At 67.4% G+C, this 12,843-nt stretch carries 12 protein-coding genes; 5 read left to right on the forward strand and 7 right to left on the reverse strand.

The window, feature by feature from the left end:
- Positions 1 to 241: 241 nt before the first annotated feature.
- Complete coding sequence (locus tag ODR01_RS19320; RefSeq protein ID WP_316979337.1) at positions 242 to 1,564, forward strand: TolC family outer membrane protein; 1,323 nt, start codon at positions 242 to 244, stop codon at positions 1,562 to 1,564.
- A 103-nt stretch (positions 1,565 to 1,667) separates the two neighbouring features.
- Here ODR01_RS19320 and ODR01_RS19325 read toward each other — a convergent pair whose 3' ends face one another.
- Entirely contained in the window at positions 1,668 to 3,323 is a 1,656-nt protein-coding gene (locus ODR01_RS19325; protein WP_316979338.1) for a SulP family inorganic anion transporter, read from the reverse strand.
- A 504-nt stretch (positions 3,324 to 3,827) separates the two neighbouring features.
- The gene (locus ODR01_RS19330; protein ID WP_316979339.1) at positions 3,828 to 4,703 is read right to left on the reverse strand and encodes a universal stress protein; all 876 of its coding nucleotides are present in this window, start codon (positions 4,701 to 4,703) and stop codon (positions 3,828 to 3,830) included.
- Positions 4,704 to 5,210: 507 nt separating this feature from the next.
- Here ODR01_RS19330 and ODR01_RS19335 point away from each other — a divergent pair.
- Positions 5,211 to 6,491: an L-lactate MFS transporter gene (locus tag ODR01_RS19335; RefSeq protein WP_316979340.1), complete on the forward strand. Its 1,281-nt coding sequence runs from the start codon at positions 5,211 to 5,213 to the stop codon at positions 6,489 to 6,491.
- Positions 6,492 to 6,626: 135 nt separating this feature from the next.
- Here ODR01_RS19335 and ODR01_RS19340 read toward each other — a convergent pair whose 3' ends face one another.
- Both ODR01_RS19340 and ODR01_RS19345 read right to left on the reverse strand, forming a co-directional pair.
- Positions 6,627 to 7,787: a mandelate racemase/muconate lactonizing enzyme family protein gene (locus tag ODR01_RS19340; RefSeq protein ID WP_316979341.1), complete on the reverse strand. Its 1,161-nt coding sequence runs from the start codon at positions 7,785 to 7,787 to the stop codon at positions 6,627 to 6,629.
- Between the two features lie 31 nt (positions 7,788 to 7,818).
- Positions 7,819 to 8,877 carry an Ldh family oxidoreductase gene (locus ODR01_RS19345; RefSeq protein ID WP_316979342.1) on the reverse strand — a complete coding sequence of 353 codons (1,059 nt, stop codon included), beginning with the start codon at positions 8,875 to 8,877 and terminating at the stop codon, positions 7,819 to 7,821.
- A 283-nt stretch (positions 8,878 to 9,160) separates the two neighbouring features.
- Between ODR01_RS19345 and ODR01_RS19350 the strand changes: the two genes are divergently transcribed.
- On the forward strand, positions 9,161 to 10,282 hold the full coding sequence (locus tag ODR01_RS19350) for an Ldh family oxidoreductase (RefSeq protein ID WP_316979343.1): 1,122 nt from the start codon (positions 9,161 to 9,163) through the stop codon (positions 10,280 to 10,282).
- A 155-nt stretch (positions 10,283 to 10,437) separates the two neighbouring features.
- A complete protein-coding gene (locus ODR01_RS19355; protein ID WP_316979344.1) occupies positions 10,438 to 10,788 on the forward strand; it encodes a carboxymuconolactone decarboxylase family protein in 351 nt (116 codons plus the stop codon).
- A gap of 10 nt (positions 10,789 to 10,798) precedes the next feature.
- Here ODR01_RS19355 and ODR01_RS19360 read toward each other — a convergent pair whose 3' ends face one another.
- The 3 genes from ODR01_RS19360 to ODR01_RS19370 all read right to left on the reverse strand — a co-directional run bounded on the left by ODR01_RS19360 (position 10,799) and on the right by ODR01_RS19370 (position 12,181).
- Positions 10,799 to 11,389, reverse strand: a complete 591-nt coding sequence (locus tag ODR01_RS19360) for a DUF4405 domain-containing protein (RefSeq protein WP_316979345.1) — start codon at positions 11,387 to 11,389, stop codon at positions 10,799 to 10,801.
- Between the two features lie 181 nt (positions 11,390 to 11,570).
- The gene (locus tag ODR01_RS19365) at positions 11,571 to 11,924 is read right to left on the reverse strand and encodes a flagellar biosynthesis regulator FlaF (protein WP_316979346.1); all 354 of its coding nucleotides are present in this window, start codon (positions 11,922 to 11,924) and stop codon (positions 11,571 to 11,573) included.
- Between the two features lie 104 nt (positions 11,925 to 12,028).
- On the reverse strand, positions 12,029 to 12,181 hold the full coding sequence (locus tag ODR01_RS19370; protein WP_316979347.1) for a hypothetical protein: 153 nt from the start codon (positions 12,179 to 12,181) through the stop codon (positions 12,029 to 12,031).
- 247 nt (positions 12,182 to 12,428) lie between these two features.
- Between ODR01_RS19370 and ODR01_RS19375 the strand changes: the two genes are divergently transcribed.
- Complete coding sequence (locus ODR01_RS19375; protein ID WP_316979348.1) at positions 12,429 to 12,833, forward strand: response regulator; 405 nt, start codon at positions 12,429 to 12,431, stop codon at positions 12,831 to 12,833.
- The last annotated feature ends 10 nt before the right edge of the window (positions 12,834 to 12,843 follow it).

Raw genomic sequence — 12,843 nt, forward strand, 5'->3', positions numbered from 1 at the left:
CCGGCTGCCGGAAGCCCGCCGTGTCGATGACCGCGCAAGCCGCGGAAACCCTTTGGAAATATGCCCTGGACGCGGTAGATTGCACGGCGCGCGGTCGATAGGGGTGATGGCGTTTTTTTTCGCACCGCGCCGTTCTTTTCGTGTGTGTGCCTGGTTTGAGTGCAGAATCGGGGACGCCCCGGTCCATACACCAAACGTTAATCAGGCCGGTGGCATAATGCCGGCAGGTTGGGAGCCCGAAGTGACGTCCAGACCCTTGACCAATGCCTGTGCGGGGATCGCGTTCGGTGCCTGCCTTTGCGCCGCGGGCTTGGCGCTCGCCAATCCGCTGAAGGACGAACTGCGCGGCCTTCTCGTTTCGCATCCCGATATCCTGGCCGCCGAAAAGGCGGTCGGTTCGTCGCGCGAGGGCGTCAGCCAGATCCGGGCCGAATACCTGCCGCGCGTCAAGCTGACCGGCGACACCGGCCACCAGAACCTCGACGGCCCGTCGCAGCGGGCGGCGCCCGGCGGCGAGCCCTACGCAAGAATGCGCGACAGCGCCACCCTCACCATCACCCAGAACCTGTTCAACGGCTTCTCGACGACGACGGGCGTGCAGATCGCCGAGCTGAACGCCGAGATTGCCCGCGTCTCGCTGGAGGGCACCCGCCAGAACACCCTGCTCGAGGGCATCCGCACCTACCTGTCGGTGATGCGCCAGCGCCGGCTGATCGAACTTGCCGCCAGCAACGAAGGGAACATCCAGACCCAGCTCAACCTCGAGGACGAACGCGTGCAGCGCGGCGCCGGCATCGCGGTCGACGTTCTGCAGGCCAAGTCGCGCCTGCAAATCGCCAAGGAGCGGCGGGTCACCTTCGAGGGCGGCCTGGAAGACGCCATCAGCCGCTACGTGCGCGTCTTCAACCACGCCCCCGACCTCGACGAGATGAACGATCCGCCCGCCCCGGTGCAGCTCATCCCCGAAAGCCTGGAGCGGGCCCTCGACGTCGCGCTCGACGCCAATCCGGCGGTGGTCAACAGCATGGCCAGCGTGGCGGTGGCGCGCGAACAAAAGGACCGCACGCTGTCCGAATACATGCCGTCGGTCGACCTGGTCGGCAAATGGAACCTCGAGAAGAACGTCGACGCCCTGGTCGGCGTCAAGCGCGACTATCAGGTCCTGCTGCAAGCCTCATGGGATCTGTTCAGCGGCCTCACCACCTCGTCCAAGACCACCCAGGCCGCGTACGACTATGGCGCCAAGAAGGATGTCCAGGAACTGACGGCCAGGCGCGTCGTCGAACAGGCGCGGGTGTCCTGGCAGGCCCTGCTGACCGCCCGCCAGCGCGTCGAACTGCTGGAGAATGCGGTCAACATCGCCGCCGAGGTGTTCGACGCCCGCCAGAAGCTGCGCGAGGCCGGCAAGGAAACCGTGATCAACGTGCTCGACGCCGAGAACGAGATCTTCAACGCCCGCATCAATTTCGTCCAGGCTTCCTACGACGAGCAGATCGCCATCTTCCAGCTGTTGCTCGCCATGGGCCAGCTCAACGCCGACCTGCTCGGCGTCGACGAAGGCTGACGCATTTCCATCCAGTCCGAGCCGCCCCCGCGAAAACGCCACCGCCGGGACGGCGCCTTGACGGCGCCTCCCCGGCGGCAATTGGCGTAGGTCCGTCCGGGTCTCAGGCGGCGGGTTTCTCGATCTCGCCGGAAGCGACCATGGCGGCCGCGTAGCGGACGGCTTCGAGGCGCGTGCCCAGGATATGCTCGGCCGGAACCAGCTTGAGGATTCCCAGCCCCGCCATCACCTTTCTGCCTTGCGGCTTCAAGCCGGCGATGAGGACGTGCTGGTTGCCCGAGTGGGCGCGGATCAACAGGTCCTCGATGGCGAAGGCTCCCGAGGTGTCGATCAGCGTCACGTCCGAGAAGTCGAGAACGACCACCTTGTGGCCGCCGCCGAGGGCGAGGCCCTGCATCATGCCCTTGCCGCCGCCGAAGCTGACCGGGCCGCTCAGGTGGTAGAGGATGATGTTGTCGGCGTCGCGGGCCAGGATCTTCGCTTCCTCTTCGTGCAGAAGGGCCTCCTGGGAAGCGTTGCGGGCATGCGTGTGGGCGATCTGCAGATCGGCCATGCGCTTGACGAACAGCAGGCTGGCGGCGACCATGCCGACCCCCACCGCCAGGATCAGGTCGACGAAGACGGTCAGCCCGAACACCAGGAACATGATGGCGACGCCCGGCCGCGGGGCGTAGCGGATGTGGGTCAGGTACCGCCAGTCGATGATGTCGATCCCGACTTTGATCAGGATGCCGGCCAGGACGGCATGCGGAATGGCGCTGGCCAGCGGCCCCAGCCCCAGAATGATGGCCAGCAGCAGCAGCGCATGAATGACGCCGGACAGCCCGGTCTTGCCGCCCGAGCGGATGTTGACCACCGTGCGCATGGTGGCGCCGGCGCCCGGAATGCCGCCGAACAACCCGGCCGCCATGTTGCCGATCCCCTGGGCGATCAGTTCGCGGTTCGATTGGTGAAGGGTTCGCGTCATGCTGTCGGCAACCAGCGAAGTAAGCAGGGTGTCGATCGATCCCAACAGGGCCAGCACGAGGGCCGAGGAAAGCATCTGGGGGAGCGCCGCCCATTCGAGGGTGGGCAGATGGGGCGTCGGCGCTCCCGTCGGGATTTCGCCCAGTACCGGTGCCCCGGTCAATACCCACAGCACCAGCACCGAGCCAACGGCCAGGGCCAGCAGGGGCGCCGGCAGGATGCGGCTGATCCGCTTCGGCATCAGATAGACCATCGCCACGGTCAGGCCGCCGACCGCCAGCGCGTGCCAGTTGGGATGCGCGTAGAAATCGGGGAGCGCCACGACCGCCGCCATGATGCCGCCCTGCGGCGAGGCATGGCCGACCAGCGGGCCAAGCTGCAGGATGATGATGATGACGCCGATGCCGCTCATGAAGCCCGAGACCACGGTGAAGGGCACCAGGCTGACCATGCGGCCGATCCTGAGAACGCCGAAGAGGATCTGGAAAAGCCCCCCCATCATGACGACGGTGAACGCCATCGCCGGCTCATGGGCGTACTGGGTGATGACGATCGCCATCACCACCGTCATCGGCCCGGTCGGCCCCGAAACCTGGGTCGGAGTACCACCGAACAACGAGGCGAAGAAGCCGACGAAGATGGCGCCGTAAAGCCCGGCCATCGGCCCGGCCCCCGACGCCACGCCGAAGGCGAGCGCAAGAGGCAGGGCAATGATGGCGGCGGTGACGCCGCCGAACAGATCGCCCCTCAGGTTGTCGAAACGAAGCCCGGAAGCGATACTCGTGATCCGCATGTTTCTATTTCCATTCGCAAACTCGGCCCGCGTTGCCCGGCGGGGCGCGGACGCAAAATTATGAACAGCGGGCGGGGCCTCGGAAGACACGGCCCCCCATTCCGTCGGCCTTCATTCGTCGGGAACGAGGGCCTGGCGGGTAGAAGGACGAAGCCCGCAAACGGGCGGTCCGGTCAAATGCATGTCACAACGCCTTTCGCCTCTCGGGCGAATCATGATCGGCGAAGCCGGTCCGGGACCCATGCGACCTGAGGGGTGGAAACAAGGAAGACGCATGCGCGCCGCAATCCTCGTGCCCGCCGGGGTGATGTCGAACGTCCGTCATCCCGACGGCTCGGCGCCCCTGCCTCTCTCGTATCGCCGGCGATCATCCCCGTCCTAGCCGGCGTCGCGACCGATCAGCTAAATCCGTTGGGCCCGACAGTCAAGCACGGTTTTCCCGTGCAGACAGCGGCGGGCCCCGCCGAATGCCCCATCAAACGCCGGAAACGGCCGCGTTTTCACCTAGTGCCCCATCAGGACCGGGATCGTCGCCTCGCTCAGCACCTGCTGGGTCGCGTTGCCCATGATCAACTCGCGGAAGCCGCCGGCGATGAAGGCGCCCATGACCAGGAGATCCGCCCCGACGTCGTCGCAGGCCTTCAGCAGCGCGGCGCCGCCCAACGGCTTGTCGGCCATGTGGGCGAAAATCCGCGTTTCGGCGCGAACGCCATGGAGCGACAGATAGTCCGCCAGTTCCTGGGCGGCCTCGGCCGGGGTGCGTTCGCTCTCGGCGGTCAGCACCGTGACCTTTTCGGCGGCGCCGAAGAAGTTGGTCGCGGCGGCCACCGCGCGCGACGCCTCGGCGCTGCCGTTCCAGGCGATGGCGATGTTGCGGCCGATGTCGCCCTTCGGGGTTTCCGGCGGCGCGATGAGAACCGGCCGGCCGGTTTCGAACAGTCCGGCCTGGGCGGTCATGCTGGTGGCCAGCCGGGGCTTGAACGTCGGCTTGCCGAGCACGATCATGTCGGCCAGGCGGCCGCGGCGGCGCATCAGCGCGTCGGCGTAGCCGACCTTTTCCAGCCACGCCGCCGAAAACTCGCCGGCCGGCGGCTTGCCGGTCACGACCGGCACCTGGTGGCCGGTGCAGTATTGGTCGAACATCCTGCGGGCCAGCTTGGCCCGTTCCGCCACGTCCTTCTCGGAAATCGATACCAGCTGGTCGGCCATCCGGCCGGTCATGCCGTCGCCGAAGGCCGGCACCGCATGAAGCGGATCGGCCAGCACGTGCAGCACCTCGGCGTGCGCCTTCAACGTCGCCGCCAGCAACAGACCGGTTCCGATCGTGGATCGCGACGTTTCCGAACCGCGAACCGCGATCAAAATCTTCTTGATGGGCATTTATGTGTCCCTTCCGTCGCCTACCCTATGCCTCGCCGCACGGAATTCCCGATACGGAAACCCCCATTCCACAACCCGGCGTCACCGGCATGCCGCCCGCTCCCCTTTTTGGTGCGGCGTCCGATGGTGCCTCGTTGCCGGGCTGTTTTTCACGATACATCTCGCCAACTCGTATGTGAACTGCCAATAGCGGCGCGTTTTATGCCCGCGAAACGGCGCATCCCGGCAATTTTTCGCCATTCGCGCAGTCCGATGTTCGTTGATTTCGACCGGGGGTTGACGTAAAACCACAATGCGGAAAGTGGGGCCGGCCTCGCCGGTCCGACCGCGTGGAGGAAACGTCCATTGCTCCAAGAACACCCACGCCTCTCCGTACCGTCCTCTGAACTCTTTGCGTCACCGTTTGTGACCATGGCCCGGCTTGCCACCGCGCCATGCAATGCGTGTGAGGAGGACACGTTCTTGGACTAACCTGAGGGGAATATCCGCATGGCGGAAAATAAAACGATGAACCGCTGGCTTGTGGTCCTAGGGGCCATATTGATCCAGCTCAGTCTGGGTGCGATTTACGCGTGGTCTGTTTTTACCCCCCCGCTCAAGGCGGCGGGGTGGACCAATCTTGAAACCCAGGTCGTCTTCTCGCTCGGCCTGGCCAGTTTTGCCGTGGTCATGGTGTGGGCCGGCCGTCGCCTGTCCGACTGGGGGCCGCGCAAGCTGGCCTGTACCGGCGGCGTCGTGCTGGGCGTCAGCTACGTCCTGGCCGGCCTGTTCGGCGGCACCCATTTCTGGTCGGTCAATCTGCTGATCGGCCTTCTGGGCGGCGCCGGCATCGGGCTGGGTTACGTGGTGCCGATCGCGGTCGGCATGCGCTGGTTCCCGGACAAGAAGGGCATGATCACGGGCCTTGCCGTGGCCGGTTTCGGCTTCGGCGCCATGGCCTGGGTCAAACTGGCCGGCGAATGGGGCCACCTGCTCGCCAACTATGGCCTGTCGACGACCTTCATCGTCTACGGCGTCGTTTTCGCCGGGCTGGTCCTGATCGGCGGCATCTGGATGGTCTTCCCGCCGCCCGGTTGGAAGCCCGAAGGCTATGTCGTGCCGCAGGCTTCGGCCGGCGCCACCAACGGCACCGTGCCGTTCACCAGCCGCGCGATGCTGGCGACGCCGCAGTTCTACCTGATCTTCCTGACCTATACCATCAGCGCCGGAGCCGGCCTGATGTCGATCGGCCTGATGAAGCTCTACCCGATGGAGGCCCTGCAGGCGACCGGCATCAGCCAGGCGGAAGCCAGCGCCATCGCCGGCACCGCCATGGCCGTCTTTTTCAGCCTGGCCAACGGCATCGGCCGCATCATGTGGGGCACCTTCAGCGACTGGCTGGGACGCCGGCGGTCCATCCTGATCATGGCGGGAACCCAGGGACTGATCCTGCTGGCCTTCCCGTTCATGGCGGGCCAGGAATACCTGCTCTATCTCGGCGCCATGCTGATCGGCTTCAACTTCGGGGGCAACTTCGCGCTGTTCCCGACGATGACCGCCGACACCTTCGGCACCGAGACCGTCGGCCAGAACTATCCTTACGTCTTCCTGGCCTACGGCGTGGGCGGCATCGTCGGGCCGATCCTCGGCGGCATGCTGGGCGACATGGGCAACTTCCCGGTCGCCTTCACCATTACCGGCGTCGCCTGCATCGTCGCGGCGGCGATGATCTACAAGGTCAGCCCGGTGCGGGCCCGGCAAGCGAATCCATCGGTCGACGGATTGGGGATCGCCGGCAGGGCCACTTAGCCATCCGGCGCCGGCAGATCCCCGACCGAGGCAACGGTCGACGGACGGAAGAAGGGGCTCCCACGCGGGGGCCCCTTATTTCGGGGACACCATACTTAATTAAGATTAATTAAGTATGGTGTCCCCGAAATATGATCAGGCGACCCGGAAGCGGCGCACGAAGTCCCAGTCGATCTCGAAGCCGAAGCCCGGCCCTTTGGGCAGGCCGATGGTGCCGCCTTCCCGTTCCACCCGTCCCAGCACGTCGAGCGGCTCGGCCAGCAGTTCCTCGCGGAAGCGATTGGGCGTGGTGTCGTATTCCAGCAGCGGCTGGACGGGATGCGCCCCGCCCGGCAGGTCGGGCAGCGCCGCCAGCAGATGCAGGTTGGCGGCCACCGCCACGGCCGATCCCCACACATGGTTGACCACCGGCACGAAGTGGGTGTGGGCGAGCGCCAGCACCTTGCGGTATTCGGTGATGCCGCCCAGCCCGCACACCTCGGGCTGCAGGACGTCGACGCAGCGCCCCTCGATCAGGTCGCGGAAGCCCCAGCGGGTGAATTCCGCCTCGCCGCCGGCGACGTTCATGTCGAGCGCCAGGCAGACGTCGCGATAGCCCTGCCGGTCCTCGGGCGCCACCGGCTCCTCGAACCAATAGACGCCCAACTTTTCCAGTTCGCGGCCCAGCGGGATGGCCTCTCTCGCCGTATAGGCATGGTTGGCGTCGACCATCAGCTTGATGTCGTCGCCGATGGCCCGGCGCACGGTTTCCACCAGCGCCAGGTCCTCTTTCGGCCCCAGGCCGATCTTCATCTTGGTGGCGGTGAAGCCCTTGGCCGCGATGGCGGCGCTTTCCCGCGCGAAACGCTCCTTCAGATCGGGCACCCGCTGCAACATCATGCCGTAGCCGTAGACCTCGATGCGCTCGCGGAAGGCGCCGCCCAACAGCTTGTAGACCGGCTGGCCATAGAACTTGCCGGCGATATCCCACAGCGCCATGTCGATGCCGGAAAGGGCCTGCAGCGGCATGCCCTTCTGGCCGTGATCGCGCAAAAGGTTATAGACCTTGTGCCAGATGACCTCGCAATCCAGCGGGTCCATGCCGAGGATCATCGGGCCGATGGTCTTCTCGACGATGGCCTTGTTGCCGAAGGCGACGCCGCCGCCGCCGAAGGCCTCGCCATAGCCCTTGATGCCCTCGTCGGTGATCACCTCGACGATGTGGGCGGTGCGCTTGGCGTAGTATTGCTGGGAATAGCCCAGTTCCTCGTCGAGGTCGTATTGCAGGACGTAGCTGTTCACTTCCTTGATTTTCATCGAATCCCTCCCTGCCCTTCTTTTTGACGCCCTAGGCGATCGGCGCCGGCGGTTGCACGCCCAGTTCGGCACCGCGTTCCGTCAGCATCTCCATGATCCCCGGATAGAGGCGCACCCCCGTCGCCAGTTGCTCGGCCCGCCGGCGCAAGGCGCCGTCGCCCGGCATCTGCACCGGCGGGTCGCCGGCCGCCACCGGCGAGGACCGGCAGAGATCGGCCAGGAAGCCGGTCTCGCGCCGGAACGCCTCGGCGCCGCCGAAGCGGGCCGGATCGATGAGCTGGAGAAAGACCGAGGCCCCCCAGGTGGTCGGCCGGTCGGCCCGGCCGTAGCCGCCCAGCGCCGCCGTCAGCGCCTCGACCATCAACCCCAAACCGAAGCCCTTGTAGCCGAGGTCGGCGCCGCCCAGCGGGTAAAGGGCGCCCGGCGGCTCGGTGAAACGCACGTTGGGATCGTCGCTCGGCCGCCCCTGGGCGTCCTTGAGCCACGGCCCGGGAAGCTTTCTTCCCTCGGCGCGGGCCCGGTTGACGACGCCGTTGGCGGTGGTCGACAGGCTGACGTCGATCAGGATCGGCGCGCCGTCGGTCGGAATGCCGACGGCGATCGGATTGGGGCTGTAGCAGGGCGCCAGGCCGCCATGCGGGGCGACGCTGTCTTCGCGCGGGTCGGACGCCATCAGGATCATCATCAGGTTCTGTTCCGTGGCCCGCCGCAGATAGGCCTGCAAGGCGCCGATATGGTGGCAGCGGCGGATCACCGCCGTGACGGCGCCGTGGCGGCGGACCCGGCGTTCGGCCTCGGCCATCGCCTCCCGCACCAGCCACGGCCCGGGCAGATAGTTGCCGTCCCAGGTGAACACGCCCTCGGCGTCGGCGACGACATCGGGTTCGCCCGCCAGCGTCATGCCGCCGCCGCGCGCCTCCTTCAGGTACGGCGCCATCAGCTGCAAGCCGTGGGTGGTCTTGCCCATCAGGTCGCCCTCGACCAGGATGTCGGCCACCGCGGCGGCGCGCCCGGCGGCCAATCCGGCCCGCTCCAGCAGCCGCGCCGCGAAGGTCCGGAGATCTTCCGCCCGATAGCACGTCTCGCCCATGCCGCCTTCCCCCTTCCCTGCCTCTCGGCGGCCGGCCGCCGCCGCGCCCCAACAGGTCGCAGTCGCGCCGTCGAATGTCAATCGCCGCCGCCCCGGGGTCGACAAAATTGTTGACAATTTTCGGCGCGCCGGGAAAGCTTTTTCCGCGCTCGACCGGTGCGCACCTTCCCCGGCATCGTCCCGATGCCGCACGACCCAATCTGGACCGCACCACGACCCCCGACCACGACCCGCGGCATGGACAAAGATGCCGATCCACGCACACAGAGGAGCCGAAACCAAGATGTCGCACGTGAAGACAATCGAGAAGGGCGGGGTCATCGTCCAGGCCGCCGCGCTGGAGCGGCTCGTCGCCGCCATCTTCCAGGCCGCAGGCTGCGAGAAGGAGGAAGCCCGGCAGGTCGCCCACTACATGATGGACGGCAACCTCACCGGCCACGACAGCCACGGCGTCATCCGCACCGGCCGCTACGTGTCTTGGATCGGCAGCCGGGTGTTTCCCGGCCACCGCCTTTCCATCGTCAGCGAGACGGACACCATCGTCATCGCCGACGGCCACAACGGATTCGGCCAGATCATCGGCAAGGAGGCCACCCGCATCGGCATCGACAAGGCGAAAAAAAGCGGCGTCGCGGTGGTGGCGCTTCGCAATTCGGGGCACATGGGTCGCATCGGCACATGGGCCGAAATGGCGGCGGCCGAGAACGTGGTGTTCATCGGCTTCGTCAATGTCCGCTCCAGCCTGCTGGTGGCCCCTTTCGCCGGTACCGAGCGGCGCATGTCGACGGCGCCGGTCGCCGTCGGCCTGCCGGTCGCCGGGCGCGACCCGGTCATCCTCGATTTCGCCACCTCGGCGGTCGCCGAGGGCAAGGCGCTGGTGACCCTGCAAGGCGGCAAGCCGCTGCCCGCCGACGTCCTGATCGGCCCCGACGGCAAGCGCTCCAACGACCCCGCGCTGCTGTACGGCGAGGTGGCGCCGGGCGCGGTGGCCAACCCGATGGACGGGCCGGGCGCCCTGCGCGCGCTGGGCGACCACAAGGGCTCGGGCCTCGCCTTCGTCACCGAACTGCTGGCCGGCGCGCTTACCGGCGCCGGCTGCTCGGGGCCGCTGCCGCGCCCGTACGCCAACAACATGCTGGCCATCTTCCTCGACGTCGCCGCGTTTAACGCCGGCGGCGGGTTCGCCGCCGAGATCAAGAGCTACATCGACTTCTTCGTCAGCGCGAAGCCCGAGAAGGAGGGCGGCCAGGTGCTGGTCCCCGGCGACCCCGAGCGGCTGGCCCGCAAGGACCGACTGGCCAACGGCGTCCCCATGGCCGGCGGCGCCTGGGAGGACATCCTGCGCACGGCCGCCAAGGTCGGCCTGACCCAGGCCCGGATCGACCAGATCCTCGGCACGGACTGAGACCCCGTTCCAGCGCCTCGCCAAAGCGACGGGCGCCCCAAGGGGCGCCCGTTTTTCTTCCCGGAGTCGACCCTCTGTCCCAGGCGCGCTAGACTTCGCGGGCCGGGCCGGGCGACCGTCGCGCCGACCCCCATTCACAAGCGGGAGAGCCGTCCATGACCATCAGTGCCAAACAGATCCTCCAGGATCGCCGCCGCGCCAGCGAACGGCTGAAGCACGAGGCCCCCGACCTGTTCGCCGGCTTCCGCGAGATGGTCGAGCGCTATTACGCGCCGGGCGCCCTCGATACCCGCGAAAAGGAACTGGCGGCCATCGCCTGCTCGGTCGCCCTCGCGTCGTCCTCGTCGCTGGCCGTCCACGTCGCCAACGCCATGGCCGCCGGCGCCACCCGCCAGCAGGTCATCGAGGCGGCGGCCGTCGGCGTCGAGTTCGGCGGCGGCCCCTCCTATACGCTGGTGCGAGACCATCTTCTGACCTTCCTCGACGAGATCGAAGCCGAAGGCTAGACGCGGCGCCTCAGGGCCGCGCCGCCGGGCGCACCGCGGCCGCGAGCAGGCGCAGCGACGACGTGCCCTGGCCGGCGGCCAGTTCGGCGAAGGTCTGGTCGGCGCCGGTGACGTCCACGCCGGCGCCGCGCAGGCGCACCGCGAGATCCTCGACGGTGACGCCCAGCACCGGGGCGACGGTGGCGATCGGCGCCTTTTCGACGGCGCGGACCAGGTCCATGACCGGATTGCTGGCGCTGGACCCGCTCGACGCCATGATGAAGGCCGCCGCCGCGATGCCGGTCAAACCGAAGAGAACCCACCCCCGCGCCGTCTTCATGAGCTTGACCATGCCCCTGCCGTTGCGGACCACGTGCAGCGCCGCGGCCGCCACGAACAGAAGGCCCAGCCATTCGTGCAGGCTGGTGAACATCTTGCCGCCGACATGGAAGAACATCAGCAAGCCGCTGATCCCCGTGACCAGGAAGAGCGACGCCGTCGCCGCCGTGGCGTAGCGCTGGATCGGCGAGCCCGCGGCCTTGGTGGCGACGAGGGTACGGGTGGCGACGGCCCGGCTGGACCGGAGGTTGCTGTTGGCGGGATCGTACGGGGTGGCAATCATCGAACGTCTCCTCATGTTTTTGATTTGCGGCTTGGTGGCGCTGCCGGAGGAGAGACAAAAGCCAGGACGTTGGCCGCCTCCCTCCGAGACGAGCGACCCTAGACCCGGCATGTTTCCCGCATGTTTCGGCGGGACCGCCTTTTTGTAACGGAGTATTTCTCTCGGACTTTGCCGGCGCGCCCTAAAGGAGGCCGGCGGCCAGCGTGCGGTTGACCTCGATCATCGCCTTGAGGTCGGCCCCTTCGGGGTGATGGGCGACCTCGGCGATCTGGCGTTCCATGAACCGGCAGAGCGCCATCAGGTCGCCGCGAAGGGCGAGAGGCAGGGGATGGTGCTCGTGCGCGAGATCGGCTTCCAACACCGTCCACAGGCTGAAATTGAAATCCAGCGCCGCCGCCAGGGCGTCCATGTCGTCGGGCGTGGCCTCGGCGGCCATCAGCAGGCGGGCCGCCCGCAGAAGGGCCTCGGCCTCGACGGCGCGGCCGGCCAGCGCGTCAACGCGGCGCTTGACGCAAGCGGTATCTCCGGCCTCCATCGATCTCGTTCCCCCTGTCGAGGAAGCCATTCTGGCACGGCCGGGCGGCGCCAGAAGTGACGGGCGTCACGCCGGAGCGCAAAATCGGGAATCCTCCCATGCCGTCAACCGACGGTGCTCAGAACCATCATGGCGCCGGCGACGCCGGTCATGATGAAAAGGGCGATGCCCACCGCCGCGATCCGCCGGAAAATCGACGAGCGGCGCCGGATGACGTCGGGCCGGATGGCATGGGGGACATAGGGGACGGAAACCATGATCCGCATCTCCTTCTCGCAGCGGGGGCCGGTCCCGGCGGGGCCGACGGGAGGGAGGCGATGTCCTTCCCTCTCGAAAACACCCTAGAAGGGCAATGTGTTCTCCCCGTGTCGGAGAGCCGCCGGATTGTGTCGGACTTGTGGCACCTCCGGCCTGCCTTTTCGGCGGTCGTCCGCGCGCGCCGCAAGCCGTCTTGCCAGGCCCGGCCCCCGGGGCTTAGGCTGTCTCCCGGCCGCCAGGGAACGGATGATGAGCCAGGGCAAGACCCCCTCGACGAGCCGGAACGGGCCGGTCGTGCTGGTCGTCGAGGACGACGCGGCGGTCCGCGAGGCGACGATCTGGGTTCTCCACGTCTTCGGCTATGCCACCCGCGAAGCCGAGAACGGTCCCGCCGCGCTTGAAATGCTGGCGGCCTCGCCCGAAATCGCCGTCCTGTTCAGCGACGTCATGATGCCGAAGGGCATGAGCGGCATCGAGCTGACACAACAGGCCCTGCTCCGCCGCCCCGACCTCAAGGTCCTGCTGACGACGGGCTATTCGCAGGCCGACATCGATCTCTCCCGGCTCGCCCGCGACGACATCCGGCTGATCATCAAGCCCTACTCCAACGACGATCTCGAAGCCGCGCTCAAGGCCATGCTGGGCGCCTGACGCCCGGGGC

This window comes from Shumkonia mesophila, assembly GCF_026163695.1.
In the GTDB taxonomy this organism is placed as follows: Bacteria; Pseudomonadota; Alphaproteobacteria; order Rhodospirillales; family Shumkoniaceae; genus Shumkonia; species Shumkonia mesophila.